General features: G+C 51.0%; 15 protein-coding genes. 6 read left to right on the forward strand and 9 right to left on the reverse strand.

The window, feature by feature from the left end:
* Positions 1-136 precede the first annotated feature (136 nt).
* Positions 137-2,110, reverse strand: a complete 1,974-nt coding sequence (locus tag B7988_RS08830; RefSeq protein ID WP_170930597.1) for a T9SS type A sorting domain-containing protein — start codon at positions 2,108-2,110, stop codon at positions 137-139.
* Between the two features lie 112 nt (positions 2,111-2,222).
* Here B7988_RS08830 and B7988_RS08835 point away from each other — a divergent pair, with 112 nt between their 5' ends.
* The 3 genes from B7988_RS08835 (at position 2,223) to B7988_RS08845 (ending at position 5,793) form a co-directional block, all read left to right on the forward strand.
* Positions 2,223-3,749, forward strand: a complete 1,527-nt coding sequence (locus tag B7988_RS08835) for a DUF2914 domain-containing protein (RefSeq protein ID WP_141225616.1) — start codon at positions 2,223-2,225, stop codon at positions 3,747-3,749.
* 110 nt (positions 3,750-3,859) lie between these two features.
* Positions 3,860-4,726 carry a carbon-nitrogen hydrolase gene (locus B7988_RS08840; RefSeq protein ID WP_073321823.1) on the forward strand — a complete coding sequence of 289 codons (867 nt, stop codon included), beginning with the start codon at positions 3,860-3,862 and terminating at the stop codon, positions 4,724-4,726.
* Positions 4,727-4,767: 41 nt separating this feature from the next.
* Complete coding sequence (locus B7988_RS08845) at positions 4,768-5,793, forward strand: agmatine deiminase family protein (protein ID WP_088657625.1); 1,026 nt, start codon at positions 4,768-4,770, stop codon at positions 5,791-5,793.
* 170 nt (positions 5,794-5,963) lie between these two features.
* Here B7988_RS08845 and B7988_RS08850 read toward each other — a convergent pair whose 3' ends face one another.
* Complete coding sequence (locus B7988_RS08850; protein WP_088657626.1) at positions 5,964-7,379, reverse strand: Mur ligase family protein; 1,416 nt, start codon at positions 7,377-7,379, stop codon at positions 5,964-5,966.
* 188 nt (positions 7,380-7,567) lie between these two features.
* On the opposite strand from B7988_RS08850, the gene B7988_RS08855 reads away from it, so the two are divergent.
* Together B7988_RS08855 and B7988_RS08860 are read left to right on the forward strand one after the other, a co-directional pair.
* A complete protein-coding gene (locus B7988_RS08855; protein WP_088657627.1) occupies positions 7,568-8,113 on the forward strand; it encodes a methylated-DNA--[protein]-cysteine S-methyltransferase in 546 nt (181 codons plus the stop codon).
* 532 nt (positions 8,114-8,645) lie between these two features.
* The gene (locus B7988_RS08860; protein ID WP_088657628.1) at positions 8,646-10,025 is read left to right on the forward strand and encodes a TrpB-like pyridoxal phosphate-dependent enzyme; all 1,380 of its coding nucleotides are present in this window, start codon (positions 8,646-8,648) and stop codon (positions 10,023-10,025) included.
* Between the two features lie 123 nt (positions 10,026-10,148).
* Here B7988_RS08860 and B7988_RS08865 read toward each other — a convergent pair whose 3' ends face one another.
* From B7988_RS08865 to B7988_RS08890, 6 genes are all read right to left on the reverse strand, one after another.
* On the reverse strand, positions 10,149-11,234 hold the full coding sequence (locus tag B7988_RS08865) for a sialate O-acetylesterase (RefSeq protein WP_088657629.1): 1,086 nt from the start codon (positions 11,232-11,234) through the stop codon (positions 10,149-10,151).
* A gap of 85 nt (positions 11,235-11,319) precedes the next feature.
* Positions 11,320-12,321 carry a sialate O-acetylesterase gene (locus B7988_RS08870; protein WP_088657630.1) on the reverse strand — a complete coding sequence of 334 codons (1,002 nt, stop codon included), beginning with the start codon at positions 12,319-12,321 and terminating at the stop codon, positions 11,320-11,322.
* Positions 12,322-12,446: 125 nt separating this feature from the next.
* Positions 12,447-14,726 carry a T9SS type A sorting domain-containing protein gene (locus B7988_RS08875; protein ID WP_249268928.1) on the reverse strand — a complete coding sequence of 760 codons (2,280 nt, stop codon included), beginning with the start codon at positions 14,724-14,726 and terminating at the stop codon, positions 12,447-12,449.
* Positions 14,727-14,849: 123 nt separating this feature from the next.
* Positions 14,850-15,830, reverse strand: a complete 981-nt coding sequence (locus B7988_RS08880; RefSeq protein ID WP_088657632.1) for a hypothetical protein — start codon at positions 15,828-15,830, stop codon at positions 14,850-14,852.
* A gap of 79 nt (positions 15,831-15,909) precedes the next feature.
* The gene (locus B7988_RS08885; RefSeq protein ID WP_088657633.1) at positions 15,910-19,338 is read right to left on the reverse strand and encodes an MFS transporter; all 3,429 of its coding nucleotides are present in this window, start codon (positions 19,336-19,338) and stop codon (positions 15,910-15,912) included.
* Positions 19,339-19,467: 129 nt separating this feature from the next.
* Positions 19,468-19,998 (reverse strand): hypothetical protein, encoded by a 531-nt coding sequence (locus B7988_RS08890; RefSeq protein WP_088657634.1) that lies wholly within the window; start codon positions 19,996-19,998, stop codon positions 19,468-19,470.
* A gap of 218 nt (positions 19,999-20,216) precedes the next feature.
* On the opposite strand from B7988_RS08890, the gene grpE reads away from it, so the two are divergent.
* Entirely contained in the window at positions 20,217-20,885 is a 669-nt protein-coding gene (gene grpE / locus B7988_RS08895) for a nucleotide exchange factor GrpE (protein WP_073321787.1), read from the forward strand.
* Positions 20,886-20,962: 77 nt separating this feature from the next.
* On the opposite strand, the gene B7988_RS08900 is transcribed toward grpE, so the two are convergent.
* Positions 20,963-22,024, reverse strand: coding sequence for a virulence RhuM family protein (locus B7988_RS08900; RefSeq protein WP_088657635.1), 1,062 nt, complete (start codon positions 22,022-22,024; stop codon positions 20,963-20,965).
* Between the last annotated feature and the right edge of the window lie 381 nt (positions 22,025-22,405).

Consider the following 22,405-nt stretch of genomic DNA (forward strand, 5'->3'; position numbering starts at 1 on the left):
ACCTTTGTTCACTAAATATAAGTATAACTGCACAAAAAAGCAAGTGGTATTTAGAATTATTTTATTCCATTTTTGCTGTACAAAAAAATAAGACCCCGTAGGGTCTCATTTTATTTATCTTGGCTTGGAATTTGGACTATTTCACCAGAATCTTAGCGGTACGGGCGTAGCGCTCACTTTCAATGCGCACCACGTAGTTCCCCATGTTCAGGTGAGCGAGATTGAAGCTCTTGGAAGAAACCACCGATTCGGCGAAGGTTTCAACCCTGTGGCCCATCATATCGAACACCTGTACGCGAAGCATTGCGGGCTTCGGCAGCACAACCGTCAGTTCGTTGTTGACGAAACCGAATTCGAAACTCGGCACGACAGTAGCGATAATCGCAGTCTTTTCGCTGCTGGAAGAAGTTTCCTTGCTGCTAGAAGAAACAGCCTTATCGGAGCTGGAAGAAACAGTCTTTTCAGAACTAGAACTTTCAGGTTTCGTCGTTTCGGAACTGGAGCTTGTAGGCTTAGTCGTTTCGCTGCTAGAAGAGGTTTCCTTGCTGCTCGAAGAATCAATCTTTTCAGAGCTGGACGAAGTGGATTCAGAAGAACTGCTCGAAGCCCTAACAACATTGATCTTGCCTGTTATGGTCGTTATTTCCGAATAAATATCCGTCAGTTCCAACGAATAAACGTATTCCTTGGCTGCCGATTCAGAATCCACGGTACCATAGATCTTGACTTGCTTCTTTTCTGGATCTTGTTCCATTTTCAAATCAGCGGGTAAGCCAGAACCTTTTACGAGTTTCAGGTGTTCATACCGATAAACCATCGGAACGATGTCTTTGCCGGCAACGACCGTTTGATTAGCGCTACCTTCAATAAGATCAAATTTCAATTTTACAGGTGTCACGTTAATCGTTGCGTCTGCTGTCGCGCTGTTGTCGGTGCCTTTGATTTTGAGAGTAATCTTATATTCTCCCTTGGCATCTTCTTTAAGTACGCCATAAACAGTCACCGTATTATTGTCGGGAATGACTTCGTAGCTACCCGGGAATCCGGTAAGTTCAACAATTTCCGACATATGTTCAACGTTGAAAACGATCGGCTTGATCGAATCACCTGCGGTTACTGTCTGAGAAGCATTTTTGCTCACAACAACCTTAGTCTCCATAACCTTGTGAGTCACTTCGACAGTCGCCTGTGCTTTGGCCGTTTTATCACCATCTGTTGCTTCAAGTTCAATGGTGTATGTTCCGTCTTTCGTATTTTCGTCAATGTAGCCCGAAACCACGATTGTCATGCTTTCACCGTCTTTCATGGCGGAGAATTTTCCCGGCGGAGTCTTTGTAATCTTGAGATCGTTTGCACCGGTAAACGAGAATGTAACCGGCTTGATCGAATCACCAGCGACAACCTTCTGGGTAGCATTTTCAGAGACGGTTAATGAAACCGGTTTGCCTGTGACTTTGAAAGCGATTTCGACACTAAGCGTATCCTTTTCGTCTTGCGTTATGCCACGAACCTTGTATTTATACTCGCCTGTTGCAACGCGTTCATCAATTTTACCGCTAATTTTAAGGATTTGCTTTACGGAATCCTTGTCTACTTTGATTCCTGCAGGCGAACTGCTATAAATAAACTTTTTAATGCCGGCATATTCAATTTCGACATCCGAAATGGCTTCACCAGCCTTTACGGACTGATTAGCTTCACCCTTGATAATTTTAAGAGTTGTAGGCCTTGCTGTTAAATTGAATGTGAATTCCGTAATGACAACTTTCCCATATTCATCTTCTATAATGATATAAGGGTTGATTGTTGTGGGAACAACAAGATTCCGTTTAATTTCTCCGGAAACCGTACAAGAAACTTTTTTTTCAGATTGGTTTGCGGTGCAGGAGGCCGACAAGCCCAAAGCCGAGAAACCTTCTGTTTTAAGCGCACCTTTGGCTTTGGTGTACACGATTTTTGTTTGTTCGATATTGTCGCCTACAGTCACCGTCTGTTCAAGTTTGCCCGACAGGACTTCTTCTGTAATTATTGGCGACGCAACAAGCTCTTCTTCAGCAATAGCTGCGGTTGCAAAGAAAAAGGCTATTGCCAATGAAATCATTTTTTTCATGATTTCCTCCTTCATAATTCCATTTTGACTAAAAAATACAAACTTTTTGATATGGTAACCTGTGCTCCGATTAATATTAGCCCATTGGCCGTATTTTTTTTATTTTATGGGTATGCAATTCGTTGAAAAATTGCGGGAAAAGCCCGCTGTTCAAAAATTAGAGAAGTTTTTTCCGGCTATAGCGTTTTTGGGCGGTTTTGCCTGGGATTCCATTACGCTTGGCCAGATGGTCTATGGCACCGATATTCTGATTTTGCTCGCCTACTATACCGGCGCACTTATTTTGGTGATATTGCTTTCGGCGCAATTGGAACACCCTGAAGGATGGACTAAGGAACGCTTGCAGGCGCTTGCCAAGGCGCAAGCGAAGCCGAAGCCTGCCGCAGTCGCACCGAAGGCGACAAAGGTTGCACCCTCCCCTGCGGAAGAAAAATCTGAATCCGCAGAACCTGTTTCTGAAGATTCCGTTTCTGAAAATCCAGATGTAAAAATCGAAGAATCTCGTTTTAGAAGGGCCGCCGCATTCATCGCAAAAAAAACGCCCGCCCGCGCCAAGGAGGCCGCCAACCGCGCCGCCCTGGAAGCTAAAGAAGCGACAGCCAAGGCCGCAGCCCTTGCATCTGCAAAAGCCAAGGAAGCGGCAAGCCGTGCCGCCATCGAAGCGAAAGATGCCGCTGTCAAGGCGAAGGGGGCAGCCACCAAGTTTGCCAAGAACGTGGGTTACGAATCTACGGCAATCCCCGAAAATGCAATCGTCGTGCGCCACCGTTTTTTGGACCGCGAATGGAGCGAAACCTGGAAACAGCGCTTTACTTGGGCCGTGCAATTCTTCTTTGGCGGCCTGTTTAGCGCCCTGGTGGTCTGCTACTTTAAGAGCAGTGGCTCGCTCGCTTCGTTCTTGCTGGTAATTTTGCTTGCCATTTTACTTGTGGGTAACGAATTTTTGCAGAAAAAATACGAAAGTTTTGGCGTGAGCCTTGCGTTCTTCTGCCTGCTGGGCACCATGTTCATGAACTTTGCGATTCCGCACTTGGTTCACCGCATTGGGTTCATTTGGTTCCTGATTAGCACCGTACTTTCGTTTGGGCTATGCCTATTTATTTGGAAGATTTCGCACCGCAAGAAGTCTATTCTGGTGGCCCCGGCGCTCATCAGCATTTTCCTGATTGTAGCTTACATTATGAACTGGGTGCCGCCTGTACCGCTGGTGCTCAAGCAAAAGATTGCCTGCCAGAACTTTGACAAGGCAAGCTATAGCTGCGATGTAGATGACCCGAGCTTGCTGCAAATGATTGGCCTCAAGATTCCGAGCGTGCATCGCGTCGACAGCAGCGAAGTCTACTTCTTGACATCGGTCTATGCGCCGGCAAAGCTCAAGGCCGAGCTTGAATATTTGTGGTATTACCAGGACCCCAAAACGGGCAAGTACATGCTTACGGACCGTATTTCTTCTGGCCGCATGATGATTAACGGCGGCCGTGAATCCGGATTCAGGACGTTTACCCGCAAGAAGAACACGCCCCCGGGCAAGTACCGCGTCGAAATCGCTTACAAGAACGGGGCCGTGATTGGTTCGGGAACCTTCGAAGTCTTTGGCGAACCGCCTGAAGACGGTTTTGTTCGTGACACCCTCCGCTAATTTCTATATTTGAATTATGAACGATTTAGAAAACGATCCTATCCTTAATGCTAGTTCCATTAACAGCGAAGATTATTGGTTTCTAAAACTGAACAACAAAGATTTGCAAAATGAACAAAATCAAGACAGCAACACTGCAGGGCAAGTGGACGGGCAACAGCCAAACCAATAACCAGTGGTACGTAGACCAGGCGCTTGCGCTCAAGGGCAAGGGAATCGACCTGGTCGTTCTCCCCGAGATGTTCCACACGCCGTATTTCCCGTTCGAGGAAAACGCCGACTTTTTTGACATGGCTATCGAAAAGGATAGCGAGATTGTCAGGCAGTGGCAGGGAATCGCCAAAGAAATCAACGCGGTCATCGTTTTCCCGTTCTTCGAGAAACGCGCCCGAGGCATTTACCATAACAGCGCCTTCGTTTTTGAACGCGACGGTTCGATTGCAGGCCTTTACCGCAAGAGCCACATTCCCGACGATCCGGCTTTCTATGAAAAGTATTATTTCATTCCAGGCGACACGGGTTTTGAACCCATCAAGACGAGCGCAGGTACGCTGGGCGTGCTGATTTGCTGGGACCAGTGGTTCCCCGAAGCGGCCCGCATTATGAGCCTGAAGGGCGCAGACATTCTGATCTACCCCACTGCCATCGGCTGGATGAAATCGGAGCCGGCTGAAATCTACCCGCGCCAGCAGGACAGCTGGGTCACGGTGATGCGCGGACACGCCATTGCGAACCGCACCTTCGTGCTTTCGGCAAACCGTATCGGTACCGAAGGCGAACTCACCTTCTGGGGAACATCGTTCGTGGCAGCCCCCGATGGCTACTTGATTCACAAGTGCGACACCGATTTCTTGGGTGCAAGCATTGTAGAAATCGACCTGAAGGAAACCGAAGAAAATCGCCGCTGGTGGCCGCATTTCCGCGATCGCCGCGTAGACCTTTATGGCGACATTCTCAAGATTTGGTGCGATAAGTAGAATGGGCTTCGCCCTACAGACGAAAGACGAGAGATGCTTTTATGGCAAAGACTTCTGTAAGTTACCCCGCTGAATGGGAAGAACAGGCCGCCACGTGGCTCGCATTCCCGCACAACAAAAAGAACTGGTACGGTGAACGCGGAGAAATGATCCGCAAGTTCTATATCAATTTGATTCGCACGATCAGCGAATTTCAACCTGTGAACGTGCTGGTTCCTAAAAAGGATTTTTTGACGACGGAAGAAAAAATTGCCGTTGCCGACCGCCCCTATCCGGCCAGTTTCTTTACCATCAAGACAGACGACATCTGGATTCGCGATTACGGTCCGTTCTTCTTGAAAAAAGGGAAAGAGACTATTGTTTCGGAGACGGTCTTTAACGCCTGGGGCGCAAAGTTTCCGCCTTGGAAAAACGACAACGAAATTCCCGCACGAATCGCCGACATTTTTGAATACAAAAAAGGCGTGAGTGTCCCGTACATTTTTGAGGGCGGCGCTATCGAAGTCAACGGCGACGGTCTCGGCATTACCACGCTGGATTGCCTGACGGGCAAGAACCGCAACGATGCGAAGGACATAAAGAATGTTGTCAAGGCTCTTTGCAAGGCATTCGGGCTCCGCGACATGTTGGTGCTCCCCCACGGTTTGCACGGCGACCACACCGACGGCCACATCGACAATGTGGCGCGTTTTGTGGCGAAGGATCGCATCGTGATGTGTGAGGCTAACGACAAGCGCTCCCCGAACAACGTGATTCTGACCGAAGCGAAGTACTTGATTGAAACCTGGCTCAAGAGCCATTACGGTAAGTCGGCGAAGGTCGATACATTGCCGCTCCCGCCGCAGCGCAAGCTCGACGACGGCCAGATTCTGCCGGCCAGCTACATGAACTTCATCTATGCAAACGGGGCGCTCATTTTCCCGAAGTACAAGTCACCGAACGACGCTGTCGCCAAGCGCTACTTTGAAAGCGTGTACCCCGACCGCAAGGTCATCGGGCTGGACTGCCGCACCGTGATTGAGGAAGGCGGTAGCTTGCATTGCATGAGTAAGCATGAGTGTTTATAAGACCGCTCGCCCCCAATCATACTAAGTACGTACCCAAAGCGCTCGCTCTCGCAACCACGCCTCGTCAACACGAGGCGTTTGTTGCTCACAGAGACCGCTCAGTTTAATCTAAATAGTTCACAATGATTTTGCGTTAGCAAAATCGAATCCGTGTGGCGTTTGCAGAAAACTTACATCGTTTCGTCTTCGAGCAATTGTTGCACGTGCTGAGCGAAGGCTTGGAGGCTCGGGTCGCGGGCTCCCATCAAGAGAATCGTGTCGCCGGGCTGGGCGTATTCCACCATTTTCTTGGCGCATTCGTTGCGGTCGGCGATGTAGATGGCTTCGCAGCCTTTGAGCAGGAGGTCATCGGCAAGGTCACCGGCGCTGATGTCGCGGGTGACGGTGCCGCCGGCGTAGTAGATTTCGCTGAAGAAAATCACGTCGTTTTCACGGTCGTCGTCAAAGTCCTTGGGTCGGAGCGTCTTCGCGATAAATTCCACAAGGTCTTTGCGCAGGAATCGCGTGGGGCCAAAGCCGTGAGGCTGGAACCAGGCGATGACGCGGCCCTCGGTAAAGTCCTGGGCGCTCTTGATGCTGGCGGCAATTTTTGCCGGATTATGCGCGAAGTCATCCACCAGAGTCACGCCGTTGAAAGTCCCTAAAATCTGGTGACGGCGGAACACGCCGGGGAATGTCGCAAGGGCGTCGGCGCAAGTATGTAGCGTTACCCCTGCGCGGAGGGCGGCAGCCGTTGCGGCCAGGGCATTTTCCATATTGTGCTTGCCCGGGAGCGGCACCACGAACTTCACGAGTTCTGCATTGTGGCGCACGCGGAACTGAATGGACGTGCCGACTGACTTGAAGTCCGTGCCCTGCACGCCCACATAGTTTTCGAAGCCAAAATCGAATTCGCGACCGGCGCTGAACTTCTTGGCCAGCGGATGCGCATCGTTTACAATCAGAATCTTGCCGTTATCGAGAATGTTGTGGCTGAACTTGAGAAATATTTCCTGGAGTTCGCTCAATTCCTTATGATCCTTGTCCACATTCAGAATCAGGCCGATTTCGGGTTCGTAGCGCACCAGCGTTCCATCGCTTTCGTCCGCTTCGACCACGAGCCATTCACCCTTACCGGACACGGCGTTACCGATCTTGCCTTCCTTCTGCAAGTTCACGAGGCCCGCCCCCGTCATGACCGACGGCTGGAGGCCCGCATATTGCAAAATGTGGTAAATCATGGCGGTCACGGTGGACTTTCCGCTGGTGCCCGAAACGGCGATGGTCTTTGCTTCCTTAGAAATCTTCGCGAGCATTTCGCTGCGGTGCATCACCGGGATTCCCAGTTCCTTGGCGCGCTTGAGGTCCGGATTCGAATCTTCGATGGCGGTACTCACCACCACCGCAGAGAGACCCGCGACAACGCCCGAGCCGTCTTGCGGAAAGCACTTGACGCCACATTCTTCAAGCTGGCTCATGACGAGTGGCTTTTCTGCCGCACCGAACTGGCGGTCCGAACCGCTAATAGAAACACCCTTGCCAACCAAATACTGGGCGATGGCACTCATGCCCACGCCCGCAACACCGATAAAAAAGTAAGATTCCATGTTAGGAAAGTTAGAAAACAGAACTTAGAACTTAGAGCTTAGAGTATAGAGAAATAGGCTTTTTTTCGTAATTAGTCTGAGTTCTAAGTTCTACCAACTAAGTTCTTACTAACCACTGCCTACTGTCTACTGCCTACTTCCTTCAAAAACTTGTTGCCTGAAACTGAACACCTTTTTATATTCATACCATGAACTTCTCGGATTCAAGATTCACGACGATTGCGCACCGCAATTTGTGGGGGCAGTGGACTTTCGTGTTCGAAAAATCCAAGTTGTGTAGCCTGCGCTATACGGGCGGAGGCGTTCCGAGTTCGGTTCAGGCCTGCGCCTATGCCGAGCCTGATGTGGTTCAGACACTATCTTCGACGGTGGCCCGCGCCTACCGCAAGGCCGTGCAACAGCTTAATTTGTATTTAGCGGGTAAACTCCGCGAATTTTCGCTCCCGCTTAAGGTGTATGGCACCGAATTTCAGCAAAAAGTCTGGGAAGCCATCACCGAGATTCCTTACGGAGAAACGCGGACTTACCAGCAGGTGGCCGAAGCAGTTGGAGAGCCCCGCGCCACGCGTGCCGTGGGCGCCGCCCTCCGCGCGAACCCATTACAGATTATACTCCCCTGCCATCGCGTGGTGGGCAAGGGCGGAAGCCTGGTCGGCTACGCCCTGGGGCTCGACCTCAAGCGGCGTCTCCTCGTTATCGAAGGCGCAATCCCGCAGGAACTCTTATTAGAGTAAGCTTTCTTGCCGAACGTCGACAACGTGCGCTTTTTATAATTTGTTAAAAACACCCCGGAGAACCGAGGTGTTTTTAGACGATATAAACCAAAGAATGAGGAGTTCTCATACTTCTTTGGTCTGTTTATTATGCCGAGCTTTGGTAACAGGTATTAAGCTGTTATCAAAGCGAAGGAAGACCAAAGACTGACTAACCTTTTGGAGTTCTCATATTTCTTTGGTCTATTTATTTTGTACTTTAGGCTTCTGAGATTGCGGGCGGAGTCTAATGAATTTTTTACCGCTGTGGACCGGGAGCTGTTTTGCCCCCTCGCCAGCATGCGACACGCGGACCTCCCCCGCTAGTTCCGTCTGCCCAGTAAATAGGTTATGATTGATAGCCATACTTTTCAATTTACTAAAAAAATTTTTTCTGTCAATAACACAGGTCCTTTTTCGCACCTAAAGGCAATTCTTGGCCAATTCGGAAACGACAGATTACTATATTTCACGCCGTTATTATCGGCTTTACGCCTGCAAAAAAGGAATTAGTATGAGAAACTCGCTCAAGATTGAAGGTCCGGTCAAGACTTACCTTAAAGAAGACGAACTCCCGAAAGCATGGTACAACGTCCGTGCCGACATGAAGAAAAAGCCCGCACCGCTCCTGAATCCGGCAACCGGCAAGCCGGTCACGTTCGAAGACTTGCAGCCGGTGTTCTGCGACGAACTCATCAAGCAGGAACTCGATAACGATACCGCCTATATCGAAATTCCTGAAGAAATCCGCACTTTCTACAAGATGTACCGCCCCTCTCCGCTCGTTCGCGCCTACTTCCTGGAACAGGCACTCGGCACTCCGGCACACATCTACTACAAGTTCGAAGGCAACAACACCTCGGGCAGCCACAAGCTGAACTCCGCTATCGCTCAGGCCTACTACGCCAAGAAGCAGGGTCTCAAGGGCGTCACCACCGAAACGGGTGCCGGCCAGTGGGGCACCGCCCTTTCGATGTCCACCGCCTTCTTTGGACTGGACTGCCAGGTTTACATGGTGAAGGTTTCTTACGAACAGAAACCGTTCCGCCGCGAAGTCATGCGCACCTACGGTGCAAGCGTCACCCCGTCGCCTTCCATGACCACCGAAATCGGCAAGAAGATCAACGCCGAATTCCCGGGCACCACGGGTAGCCTCGGCTGCGCCATTTCCGAAGCCGTGGAAGCCGCCGTGAAGCAGCCGGGTTACCGCTACGTTCTCGGTTCCGTGCTGAACCAAGTGTTGCTGCACCAGTCCGTGATCGGTCTCGAAACCAAGGCCGCTCTCGACAAGCTCGGCGTGAAGGCCGACCTCATTATCGGTTGCGCTGGCGGTGGCTCTAACCTCGGCGGTCTCGTGAGCCCGTTCATCGGTGAAAAGCTCCGTGGCGAAGCCGACTACGATATTCTCGCTGTGGAACCGGCTAGCTGTCCGAGCTTCACTCGCGGCAAGTACGCCTACGACTTCTGCGATACCGGCAAGGTTTGCCCGCTCGCCAAGATGTACACGCTGGGCTCCAGCTTCATTCCGTCTGCAAACCACGCCGGCGGTCTCCGCTATCACGGCATGAGCAGCATTCTCTCCGAAATCTACGATCAGGGCCTGATGCGCGCAACGTCCGTGGAACAGACCAAGGTGTTCGAAGCCGCCAAGCTCTTCGCCCAGACCGAAGGCATTCTCCCGGCTCCGGAATCTAGCCACGCCATCCGCGCGACGATCGACGAAGCCCTCAAGTGCAAGGAATCCGGTCAGGCCAAGAACATCGTGTTCGGCCTCACCGGCACGGGTTACTTCGACATGGTCGCTTACCAGAAGTTCAACGATGGCGAAATGGCCGACTACATCCCGACCGATGAAGACATCGCCAAGAGCCTCGCTCAGCTTCCGCAGGTGTAACAAGTACACGCTAAGCGCTAGAGGCACGAGGTCGTGCCTTCGGCACTTTGAGGTATGAGCAAATATTAAATGAGCTCCGGATTTAATCCGGGGCTTTTTGCTTATATCTTTAATCGCTCAGTCCTAGTTCTTGTTACCAGTGACGCGGTAGCGGAATTCTCGCCCATTCTTTTTGAAGCGAACGAATAGGGCCTGTTCCTTTTGGTCGTAATAGAGCTTTGGCTGTTGCGGTTCTACGGCCTGCAGGCGCGGCAAACTGCGGATTGCAATCGTACTATCTTGTGCCGTCGAATCTGTTTTGACTGAATCGATTTTAGAAGAATCTTGCTGAGTGGAGTCCGTCTTCACGGTATCTTTTGAGGTCGTGTCAGGCTCGGGTTCTTGCGCCTTCAAAAGTTCCAGCATTTTTTCGGCATAGCGTTCGCCAAACGTCTGGTAACCTTCGCGCGTAAAGTGCAGCGTATAGCTGGCTTCTTTAAGTGCCGGGCACCCCTGGGCAGAAATCAAGTGACCGTTCGGAATGAGCTCTGCCGCCTGCTTTACAGCGTCGTTACGCCAACCGAGGTCACCCGTAGGAGCAAGTTCGCCAATCAGAATCGGAGTCTTTTCCGGGTCGAGTTCCAGCTCGGCAATCAAGTCGTCGTAGACTTTTTTCACTCGTTTCGGCCAGTCGTTCATCTGGTAATCCGCTTCGCCCTGATGGAAGAGGAACCCCTTGATAACGCCCTTCTGCTTTGCGATTTTACCCATCTCGACAATGCGCTTGTACAAATCGCCGCCGTATTCGTCCAGGTACTGAATCCACCAGGTGTCGCCTTTGTTCTTGGCATTCTGCACGTAGCTCTTGTTGCGGTCCTTATCGAACAGGTCAATGCTCTGCCCACCAATCGCCACGTTCGCGACGGCCACCGTTATGCTATCCGGCAATTCCTTGATCATTTTGCGACCGAAGAAATCGACAATGCCGACCTTGGATTGGCTATGCCCCATCGGGGGTGCCGCCGGGTAAAACTCGCCCACCTTCTGGTTCGAATGGTTGCCTGCACGCAACACCTGAAACCGCGGATTTGTTTGACGATCCGCATCGGTCACTGTCGCCTGCCCCGACATATTCGATTGTCCGTAGGCCAGGTAGATATGCAGATTAGGGTCTTGAGCCAAGGCGGCGACACAAAGCGCCGTCGTTAAAAATAGGGATTTTCCAAACATATGAACCTCCTTTTTTCCACACCAAACAATACCAAGATAACAAATGCAAATGAAAAATGGAGTTTGCATTTGTACAAAAATGCATTTATTCGTTCTTTCTACGCCCCGTTAGCTGGTAGCTGTATGTTTTCCCGTGTTTCTTTAGATGGATAAAGAGAGCTTGCTTCCTGACATCGTAGTACAGTTTCGGTTTCACGAATTCCTTATGGTACATCTTATCAAGAGAATCGGCTACGGTCTGTTCCCTCAGAAGTTCTAGCATTTTTTCAGCGTAGCGTTCACCCAAAATTTTGTAACCTTCGCGGGTATAATGCAATAGGAAGGTTTCATGCGTTACGGGGTCAGTTTCTTTTTGGACGGAGCAACCTTCTGCAGAAATCAAATGCCCGTTCGGAATCATTCCTGCCGCGATTTTTACAGCAATATTCCGCCATCCAAAATCGCCTGTGGGTGCAAGTTCGCCAATCAAAATGGGCGTCTTTTTAGGGTCCAGATTTAAATCGTAAAGAAGGTCGTAATAAACCTTTTTGACCCGTTGCGGCCAATCGGGCATGTTGTAATCCGCTTCGCCCTGGTGGAACAGGATCCCTTTGATGACGCCTTTCTTTCTAGCAATTTTACCCACTTCGACAAGACGCCTGTAAACGTCGCCCCCATATTCGTTCAAAAGCGGAATCCACCACCAGGTTGTTCCGTGACTTCTCATTCTCTCCAGATAAGCCGTATTACGGTCCTTGTCGAACAAGTCAATGCTCTGCCCGCCAATAGCGACATTTGCGACGGCAACGGTGATAGAATCCGGAAGTTCCTCGACCATCTTGCGACCGAAGAAATCCGAAATTCCGACCATGGATTGGCTGTTTCCCATTGGAGGCTTGGCCAAATAAAACTCGCCTACCTTCTGATCCGAAAAATCGGCGGCGCGAAGTACCAAAAAGCGGGGGTTTGTTTCAAAATCAGCGTCGATATACGGGGCAACACCTTGCATGTTGGATTGTCCATACGCAAGATAAATGTGCAGGTTCGGATCCTGCGCAAGACTCGCCGCACTGAACAAGGCCAGTGCTATGAGGACAGTTTTTAGCATTCGACGCTCCCCCTCTTATGCTAACCGTTATTATAACAAAAAATGAACAAAGGGGGAAGTCTCCCCCTCGCTCACACGGCGTTGTTCGCTACCTCCTCTCCTAGGGGACACCCCTAAAACCCCGTTTAACGCAAGTTCACGCGGTGCATTTTATTAGATTCTTTGCCGCGAATAAGGTATGTGCCCGCGTTCAGGCCCGCCTTGCGCAAAGATTCTTGCAGCGAAATTCGACCTTGAGTTCCGTTTTTAACGACACCCAGGTGCTTGCCGTTCAAATTGAACACTTCAAAAGTATCGTCCGCCAAATTCAGGCGCAGGCGTTGAGTATTGATTAATTTAGAAGGACCCGTTTCAGTCGAATCGTCCGCCACCGCATACCATACGGCCTTATCCAGGCTTGCGGTCGCATCGGTAGGCGGAGTCGTGAGGTTTGCGCCGTAGTTTGCATTGTTAATCATTCCGTTGTCGACCATGCCGTAGAAGATCCCCTTCGAAATTTCCTTGTCGAAGTTGTTTTCGAGGTCGCCGCGCAACTGCGCCGTGCCAGAGAGCTTTTTGCCGTTTAATGCCCACATCACGCCGTAGACTTGAGCGTTGTCGGTCACCGTCGTATTCACGATAATCGAAAGCGCGCCTACCTTAGCCTTGCCGGTAATGCTTCCGCTCACGAGCCAGGCGTCTTCTTCGAGAACGGCATCGTCGCCAATGGTACCTGCAGTCACGAGCGCGCGCCCGCGGACAACGGCATTCCCGCTAATGGTGCCGCCGTCTACGACCGCGAAATCCTCGATGCGGGCGTTTCCAGAAACGGTGCCGCCGTTCACGACCGCATCGGGACCCACATACACGGAGGCGTCAACCTTCGCCTTGCTGCTCACGAGGCCGCCGCCGTTGCTGTGCTTAGTGTATCCGCTCGCATTTGCGGGCTTCCAGAAATCCTTATTGTAGCCTTCGGGCGCACCGTTCACGACCTCGATCATGTACGGGTAACGATAAATGCTGTAGTAGAACTGGTCCCACAAAATCGTCTGCATCTCGGTCGGAGTCGCCGTCACGGCAAGCCACAAAGCCTTGTCGCTTGCCTTCGTCTCGATTTCAAGATTGAATCCGGTACCATGCTTCATTTCGCTGTAGCGGGGCGTTCCGTCCGCGCCCTCCGCGACTAGCCCGACCGTCCAGCCCGAGGCTGGGTCCGGCAGCTTGTCGGGCGCGTAATTGCACCAGTTGTATGATTTTCCCATGTAGTGGTCGGTGTTGTCGCCAAAGCATTTATACCCGTTCACGGCCGGATTGTCCTGCACGATTCCGCGGAACTTGACGGTGACCTTTCCGGCGGAATCCGGATAGATTCGCACCAGGTTGTAGCCCCAGCGCTGCGGAGCCCAGTAAGAGGGCGAAATATAGCGGTCCGCGCACTTCTCGCCCGCCGCGCATTCCATCTTGTTCAGCATGGTCACGCGCGTGTGTCTGCGGTAATTGTCGCCCCAACTGGCGTCACGACGCGTCTTGAATTCATAATCGCCATAGGATTTTTTATACAAAGCCTTCTTTGCGGGCGCATACTCGAGCGTCGCGTTCTTCATCGCGAACTTGCCGAACTGCTGGTTCAAGCTATCGAGCGTCCAACCGTAAACCATCATCATCGCACTAAACGGCGTCTGCTCCATGCGGCCGTCTTCGCCATCGCGGATCGATTCCATCCAAATACGGTTGACTTCGTGGGCACCCTTGTGGCCGCCGCCGAATTCTTCCTTGAGGTGCTCCAAGAACTGCCAGTTGCAGTAGCGGTCGCGCGTGGAACCGTAATACAGGTACGGATAATTAATCAGGTATTCAGAGCAATGGGCGTCATTCGGATTGTATTGATGCGCCATCCAGTTCGCATGGCTTTCGGCAAACCAGCCCGAATGGCTGTTGTTGCCCATCCAGCCGGCGACTCCCTGCAGACCGTGCGCAAATTCGTGCGACGTGCCCCAGTAATCCTTCAGCGAGCCCACGCCAATCCACATGCCCGGTCCGAATTCGTTGTTCAGGCCTTTCACGTAGTCCTGACCGCCGTAGAGCGCTGCCATGACGGAATTATCGAACACGTAGATGTTGCTCTTGAATTTTTTATCGGGGCTTTTCGGGAAGGGCAACATCCAGCCGAGCGAATCGATATAGAATGAATAAACTTTTTCAAGCGATGTGAGAACGCCCTGCGCATCCGCATTCGGAATTGAGACATTATTCGCTTGGCCATCGTCGGTCGTAGGCTTCTTGCAAACTTCAAAGTGATCCGATTCCGCAATCAGTGTAAAGCCGTTACTGGCGCACTGGTTTACCCATTCAATGGCGGCGTTCGCGCTTACGGCACCTGCGCAAAATACCGCCATGGCAAAATTTATACCATGATTGATTTTCATACATTTTTCCCAAACAACACACCCACGCGGGTGATATAAATAAATATAAGCTCGTTTAACTAAAACGAGCTCTTGTATACAAAATTAAACAATCTGTCGCTGTATTTTGTTCAACAGGCAAAACTACTTTTTTTCGGGCTCTTTTGCCTTTTGATCTTTAGCGGTCGAATCCTTGGATTTAGAGTCGCTCACTTTGGAATCTTCGGCCTTTTTCTTTTCGGGGCGGCCAATATTCTTGTAGTTCGGCGTAATGCTTATGCAGGCCGGAACCTTGGGAGGTTGCCTGTAAAGTGCCAATTCCTTGGTAAAAACGCCCTTTGCTTCGGAATACACGCTCCATTTGGTGCCTGCAGGGCAATTCTCGATAGGCACTCTCGAAATGGCGGTAAAGCGCGCACCAGTCACTTTGTATTCAAAGTAGTCCGAAGACGAGGTGTCCGGCAATTGCAAGGCCTTTGGCCCTCCAACAGTCTTTGTCCTGCCAAAATAGGCCTTTTGTGCCTTGATATAGTCCAGAGTATGCTGTTCCAAGTCTTCGACCGCAGAATCGACGGACGCAAGCTTGGCCGATTCATGACAGCTGCGAATACCTGCGAAACCGCCCACTAAAACGACAATTGCTGCAACCGGAATGGCCAGTTTTTTTAGGGGAATCTCACCAATGTTTGCAATTATTTCACGAAAAGAGGTTTCTTCGCCTTCTTCTTCGGTACCGTCAGTTTCCCATTTAAGGAGCTTGAGGGTCACAAGAATATGCACAAAGAACCTAGGTAAAGCAAGCCCCACCACGGCAATAGCCAACAACACGATTGCAATAAACAAGAGAACCGTCAAGGCCGATTCTGCTGAAGGAAGTAACCCTTGAACGTCTTGAAGCATCTTGAACAGCTGACGGTCCTCGGCGAAGTTCTGGAGTGCCATACGCCCGGTAAAGCTGTCGTAGCGCGTAAGGCCAAGCTGAACGCCTTCGGATGCCATTTGCAGCACGGCAGCAAGCGCCCGTTCCAGGAACAAGAACACCATGCCCACTAGGGCGATTAGCGATGCAATCAACCGTGCCGTGCGTACCGGAGTCAGTCCCTGGATCTCTTTTTCTTCAGTCATAGGCCCTTCTTAGTTTGCAATGTGTAGTGTGAAATGTGTGATGTGTAATTACTCATTCCACATTTCACATTTGTTCGCATTATTTTACACCAGCCAGTTCCTTGGCGAGTTTTTTCGCGGTGGTAAAGTCGGCCTTGCCCGTACCGAGCTTCGGCACCTTTTCCACCGCAAACGCCACCGCAGGCAGCATAATCGGCGGGAATCCGCTCGCGCGCAGTTCCGAAAGCACGTCCTTCGGGTCCTTTTCACCCTGGTACAGGAGCACGATCTTCTCGCCCTTCGCGGAATCCGGAATCGAGGTCACCACGTAGTCACAGCCCTCGAGTACCGGCGTATCCTGAATCTTCTTTTCCACGGCACCGAGGCTCACCATTTCGCCACCGAGCTTCGCAAAGCGGCTGTAGCGGTCCACAATCGTAAGGAAGCCGTCCTCGTCGAGGAAGCCCTTGTCGCCCGTGCGGTAGTAACGCTTCCCGTTGACCATCGTAATCACGCTCTTGGTGCGTTCTTCGTCTTTGAGGTAGCCCACCATCACCTGGCAGCCACCGATGAGGATCATGCCCGCTTCGCCTGTCGGCAGCGGTTCGTTCGTGTCGGGGTCCACAATCAGGAACTGCGAACCCGGGAGCGCCATGCCCACCGTACCCGGCTTGTTGTTCACCTGCATGGTCATGTAGTCGCTGTGCAGGTTGTTCTCGGTATTGATGGATGCCACCGGAGCAGTTTCGGTACAACCGTAGCCTTCGTAGATTTCCTTACCAAACTTGAGGCGGAACGCGGTAGCAAGTTCGGGGCGCAGGGCTTCGGCACCGGCGATAATCAGGCGCACGTACTTGAGCGCCATCGGGTGCACGTAACGGCTAATCGTAAACGCACGCAAGAACGTCGGGGTCGCCACGAACGCCGTCACGCGGAATTCCGCACACACGCGGGCCATGGTTTTAACGTCGGTCGGGTCGGCCACCGTCACAATCGGGCAGCCTTCCGTAAGGTTCAAGAGGGTCGTCACCGTGAGGCCGAAGCTGTGGAACAGCGGGAGTTCCGAAAGCATCACGTCGGCGCGGGTCACGTTGAAAATACAGGCGAGCTGCTGGATGTTGCCCATGAGGTTTCGGTGACTCAGCATCACGCCCTTCGGAGTGCCTTCGGAGCCCGAACTGAACATGATGGCCGCAATATCGTCGAGCTTGACGCGCTTGCGGAAGCAGAACTTGATGAGCCAGCACGGCGCAAACACACAGAAAACAAGGTACGAAGCGATTTTCGCCTTCGAGATTTCCTTCATGAAATCTTCGGCGTAGAAGATGCGCAGGTTCTCGCTTGCAATCTTGGAATAGTCGTTGCCGCGTCCCTTGAGCTTTTCGACGAACATGCGGCTCGTAATCACCGTCTTGACGTCGGCGCGGGCGGCGCAGTACTTCACGTTGTCAACGGACGAAGTGTAGTTCAAGTTCACGTTCGTCTTGCCCAACAGCCAGAGTGCAAGGTTCACGATGACGCCAGCGGGGCTCGGCGGGAGCATGATACCGATATTCTGTTCATCTTTGCCAAGCTTTTTCCTTAAAAGTCCGCGGAACGCCATAACGGCGCCCATGAGCTTGTAGCCCGAAAAGTGCTTGCCGTCGGGGCTGTAAATAGCAGGGCCATGCTTCACGTAACGCTTGCAGGTTCGAATCCAGGACGACGCAATCGGGTGCACGAACTTGACGGCGTACTTCCAGGCATCAATCGAAATCTTGCGGACAATGGCGCGAATCTCGTTAGGGGGCGTCGTTGCGGGAATGGCATCGCCAAAGGCAACTGTCACGGAACGGTCCGAAGACGCGCCATACATGTTGGAGCCGCTATAACTGTAGTTGGAGCCCCAAAGGCCCTGAATGTAGAACGGGACTATCACTGCGTCAGTCTCGTCAACAGCCGAAGAATAGTCAATGGTAAAGGGTTCCACATGCGGGGACTTGGACACCTCGCCTGTGGGGAATATGACCACGGCCTTGCCTTCCAGAAGAGCCTGATGGATTTTGTCCATGGCCTCCTTGGGGTTGTTGTTGTCGATACGGATCATGCCCAAACGCTTGAGGACTGCGCGCAGGTACCACTTTTCAAAGTGGTCCTTGTTGCTTGCAATGCAAAGCGGACGGGGGGATGCCATCTGCAACATGGCCCAGTCGATAAAGCTGTGGTGGTTACCCACCAAAAGCACGGGACCTTCGTTCGGAATATTCTGCACGCCAAGCACGCGAATGCGGTAGCGGTTGAACACCAGTTTAAGAAGCGTGCGGAGCAACGCCTGTGGCAAGTTCGAAATGGTCCAGACAAACACCACCAGCGACACAATGGCTAGCCCCAAGAAGTACAGCTGGGGCGGAATATCCGTGTAATGCACCATCATCGAGAACAGGAACAAGAAGGCAATCAACACGATTGCCTGGATCATGTTCGCCAAGGCAAGAACCGAGCCGGAATTGTTCGGGCGCGTATTATATTGCAACAAGGCGTTCACCGGCACCAAGAACAGACCGCCAAAAAGGCCCGTGAGCGAATACAAAATGACAAGCGCAAAGGGGTGTACAAAGAACGGCACCAGGAACATGCACACAGACACGCCTATCATGCCCATCGGAATGAATCCGGTTTCAATAAAGTCGCGGGACTTGGTTGCTGCAATAACGGAGCCTACCATAAGGCCCACAATCGCAAAGGCCAGGTAATTCTGGATGGTGTCGATATCGTAAGAACCGGACACGTCCTGGTACATGAGCACAAAAACCTGAGCCAAGGCCCAGAACATCGAAAGAGCGATAATGGAGGCACGGAGCGTGGGCACACGCCAGCCAAGGCTCAAGTGCTTTTTCACGTTCTCGATATTCACGTTCGGGTTTTCGTACTTGACCTTGGGCACGAGAAAGCTGGATATCGTACCCAGTACACCGACACCCGCCAAAATCCAGGGAATCACGAGTGATTCCGAAGTAATACGGTGAACCGCTGCATACGATTTGAGCGATTCCAGGTTAATGAGGTTTACCCCCACCACTGCAAGCCAAGACGCACAAATAATACCGCCCAAGCCAAAAATCTGCAAAAAAGCATTCGCAAAACTCAAATTGCGAACGCCAAACATCTCTTTAAGAATACCGTATTTTGCGGCACTATGGATAGCGAAACCGCAACTCAAGCCAATAGACAGCCAGAACGCCACACGCGGGGTATTGCAGGTCACAAGAATCGCCTGAGCAATCACAAAGACCGTCATCATGAGTGACGACCAGGCAAGCACCTTGTTCTTGGAAAACCTATTGGTAAAGAACCCCGCAAAGAACACCATTAGAATGTAGGGAGCGAGGAAGAAGATTTGCAGCATGAACGCTTGCCAGGTCTGTCCCGAATCCTCGTTCACAAACGATCCGGACAAAATCTTCTGGGCATAAATAAACACGCCCATTTGTACAAAGGTCATCGCAAGGATCGACAAGAAATATCGAATCGTACCCTTAGTTTTCCACATACAATACCTTCTAAAAAGGATGAAGTTATTACCAGGATAATTTAAAAAAATCCCTAGTTGGATTCACTAGGGGTTTTCCGAAATAATCTATTTAAAAGCTTAGATTGTAACTAAAAATTTAACAACGACTTACGGCTTGGGCGGCATGCCGATTCCAGCCGATTTGAAGGCTTTTTTGGCGATAAAGGGCATTGCGATAAAAATCATGATATAGCCGAATACAAAACAGGCAATTTGAGAGCCCACGAACATGGGCATAAAGGGCGGCTTATGGTCGGGCGGCATGAGCACAAAGAACGCAAAAGTCACCATGACAGCCGTCATGAGCGGCGTGTAAATCAGGTTAGAAACGAAGGTTTCGATGGCGTGAGTCGTGATTTTATGCGGCGTCAGGTGCAATTTTTGGCCAAGAGCGGCGTTCACCTTGCCCATGGGCACCACAAACCCGATGCCAAAACTGACCACGAAACTGAGCAAAAAACTGCCGAACCAGCCGATAATAATCGGGGCAAGTGGCATTCCGGCAGGGCGTTCCGCCGTCGCGGTACCAAAAATACTGAGTGTAAAGCTCATCCACAGAGCCATCATAAACGAAATTCGGAGGCCGACAGCCTTCATTTGAGCCGGAGCAGGACCGCGATTTGGTGATTCTGTATTCATAAGGACTCCTTCTTATAACTTTTGTTTACAAAGATATACTCTTTTTTCATGAAAAGGCATTTTTGTTCAAATAATTGTAAAAAAGTCGTTGTATGTTTCAAAACAAAACAACTTTCTAATCTTTGCACTTGGCATGAAAATTGCTAAATATGGCACGGAAAATGTAAAACAGAGCCCCGACATATCAATGTGAGGCATTTTTAAAGGATTATTTAGAAATGGCAGAAGATTTGAATCAGCAGGAACCGACCGCAGAAGAAAAGGCAAAATTCGAAGCAGACGTGCTCAAGGCCGCCGAAGACGCAATGAAGATGGAAGCCGAGGCCAACAAGGCTGATGCCGCAGAACGTCATTGCGAGGAGCAAGGCGACGAAGCAATCCAAAAAGAAGCATCAACCGAATCTGCTGAACAGCCTGCGGAACCCGCTGCCGAAGACCCGACTGCCGCCCTCAAGGCCGCCCTTGCCGATGCCAACGACCGCAACTTGCGCCTGATGGCCGAATTCGACAACTACCGCCGCCGTACCGCCAAGGAACAGCTCGAACTCATCGAGACGGCGAACGGCAAGCTCCTTGAAAAGCTCTCTGAAGTGCAGGACAACTTCGAGCGCGCCTTCGCGAGCGAAAACAAGGCCCAGGATTTGGAAGCCTTCGAGAAAGGCATGCAGATGATTTACAACCAGTTCGCAAAGATTCTCACCGATGCAGGCCTCGAGCAAATCGACCCGACGGGTGCCGAATTCGACCCGAACATGCACGAAGCCCTGATGCAGCAGCCCAGCGAGACCGTGCCCGAAGGCCACGTGGTCACCGTGTTCCAGAAGGGCTACAAGCTCAAGAACAAGATCTTGAAGACCGCAAAAGTCATCGTCTCTTCCGGGAAATGACACGAAGTGTCATCCTGAGCGAAGCGCAGCGAAGTCGAAGGATCTCCGCGCGACACTCCCCCGCTATTTAGGCACAGTTACGCTTTGTACTGTGCCATTTTTTCGTGCAATTCCAAAAAGTAGTCGAAATCGCTATGGAAAAGCTTATCCTGAACCACGCGATATTTTTCCCATTCCGTGATGGCGTGGGCTTGAGCCACTTCCATAGAAATTTTGCCCGCATTCGTCAAAAGTTCGTGCTCCGTAGCTTCAAGAATGCGGTCAAGGTGCCTCGCCCAGTCTTCCATCGTCATGGGAATGTGCCTTGCGGCCTGCATTTCTGCAAAATCCAGATAACCCGAGACAATCAGCTCCAGGGCCTTGAGTTCATCTTCTTCAAGATAATTCTTTGCAACAACTACGTCGGACTGAAGAATTTTGCCCTTTGGAGATGCTGCCCAGGTCTTTAACCCCATGTGCTCCTTTTGGCTGTCAGCCCGTTCTACAATGAGTTCCGCCGCCGTATGGCCGTGAATCGCCCAATGGAGTTTGTTTTGGACCTTCTTGAAAAAATCCCGGGTGATTTTTGCAGAGGGATCGTAATCTAGCGCAGTCGAATAGATATCAGTCACCTTCTGGTAAAAACGCCGCTCCGACACGCGAATTTCTCGAATGGCTTCCAATTGCCGCTCGAAATAGTCTTCGGTAAGAATTGTCCCGAAATTCTTGAGCCGCTCCTTGTCCATGACCCAGCCCTGGATGGTGTAATCCTTGACAATTTGCCCCGCCCACTTGCGGAACTGCACCGCCCGCTCGTTGTTGACCTTGAACCCCACGGCGATAATCATCTGGAGGTTGTAGTGCATTATTTCACGGGAAACCTGTCGTGAACCTTCTGTTTGAACTATCCGAAAATTTCGGATAGTTGGATTTTCGGGCAATTCACCATCTGCCAGAATTTTTGAAATATGGTCATTAACCGTACGCACATCGACCCCGTACAGTTCTGCCATCATTTTTTGCGTGAGCCATACGTTTTCGTCTTCGTAACGCATTTCGACGCTCTGTTCGGAACCGCCCACGGCTGCTACATAAGTCAAGTATTCGGCAGCTGAACTGCGGATAGACACGGGATTGATTTTTTGACTATTTTTGCTCATTTGAACACTAATATATATAAATTGAACTCCCCTGTCAATAGCCGGAGGGGACAATTGTATAAGACTCACGGTTTTTCCGTCCGTTGTGTAATGGTTGAATAACCATCACTTTCAAACTGTAAAATTTTAAACAAAAAAATCGGCATTTCGTACGGAATGCCAGTGAGGGTTATTATGTCTAAGAAAAGCGTGCTAAACGAGTGTCGCAGAATCAAACTTGTTTGATTCTATGACCGAGTGACGCCGCGGACGCCGAAGGCGTCAACAACATTAAGAATAATAAAAAAATTTCACCCGCAAGAACTACAAAATGGACGCCTAAAGGCGTCTACGGCTGCGTTCGGTCATGCCCAAACGCAAGCGTTTTGACGTCTACGACGT

It is taken from the genome of Fibrobacter sp. UWB1 (assembly GCF_002210325.1).
Taxonomy (GTDB): Bacteria; Fibrobacterota; Fibrobacteria; order Fibrobacterales; family Fibrobacteraceae; genus Fibrobacter.

Bases quoted from the DNA above. Each gene is read 5' to 3' on its own strand.
- B7988_RS08865 (WP_088657629.1), bottom strand. From the start codon at position 11,234: ATGTTTGGAAAATCCCTATTTTTAACGACGGCGCTTTGTGTCGCCGCC.
- B7988_RS08845 (WP_088657625.1), top strand. From the start codon at position 4,768: ATGGCAAAGACTTCTGTAAGTTACCCCGCTGAATGGGAAGAACAGGCC.
- B7988_RS08900 (WP_088657635.1), bottom strand. From the start codon at position 22,024: ATGAGCAAAAATAGTCAAAAAATCAATCCCGTGTCTATCCGCAGTTCA.
- B7988_RS08830 (WP_170930597.1), bottom strand. From the start codon at position 2,110: ATGAAAAAAATGATTTCATTGGCAATAGCCTTTTTCTTTGCAACCGCA.
- B7988_RS08840 (WP_073321823.1), top strand. From the start codon at position 3,860: ATGAACAAAATCAAGACAGCAACACTGCAGGGCAAGTGGACGGGCAAC.
- B7988_RS08835 (WP_141225616.1), top strand. From the start codon at position 2,223: ATGCAATTCGTTGAAAAATTGCGGGAAAAGCCCGCTGTTCAAAAATTA.
- grpE (WP_073321787.1), top strand. From the start codon at position 20,217: ATGGCAGAAGATTTGAATCAGCAGGAACCGACCGCAGAAGAAAAGGCA.
- B7988_RS08850 (WP_088657626.1), bottom strand. From the start codon at position 7,379: ATGGAATCTTACTTTTTTATCGGTGTTGCGGGCGTGGGCATGAGTGCC.
- B7988_RS08860 (WP_088657628.1), top strand. From the start codon at position 8,646: ATGAGAAACTCGCTCAAGATTGAAGGTCCGGTCAAGACTTACCTTAAA.
- B7988_RS08875 (WP_249268928.1), bottom strand. From the start codon at position 14,726: ATGAAAATCAATCATGGTATAAATTTTGCCATGGCGGTATTTTGCGCA.
- B7988_RS08885 (WP_088657633.1), bottom strand. From the start codon at position 19,338: ATGTGGAAAACTAAGGGTACGATTCGATATTTCTTGTCGATCCTTGCG.
- B7988_RS08855 (WP_088657627.1), top strand. From the start codon at position 7,568: ATGAACTTCTCGGATTCAAGATTCACGACGATTGCGCACCGCAATTTG.
- B7988_RS08880 (WP_088657632.1), bottom strand. From the start codon at position 15,830: ATGACTGAAGAAAAAGAGATCCAGGGACTGACTCCGGTACGCACGGCA.
- B7988_RS08870 (WP_088657630.1), bottom strand. From the start codon at position 12,321: ATGCTAAAAACTGTCCTCATAGCACTGGCCTTGTTCAGTGCGGCGAGT.
- B7988_RS08890 (WP_088657634.1), bottom strand. From the start codon at position 19,998: ATGAATACAGAATCACCAAATCGCGGTCCTGCTCCGGCTCAAATGAAG.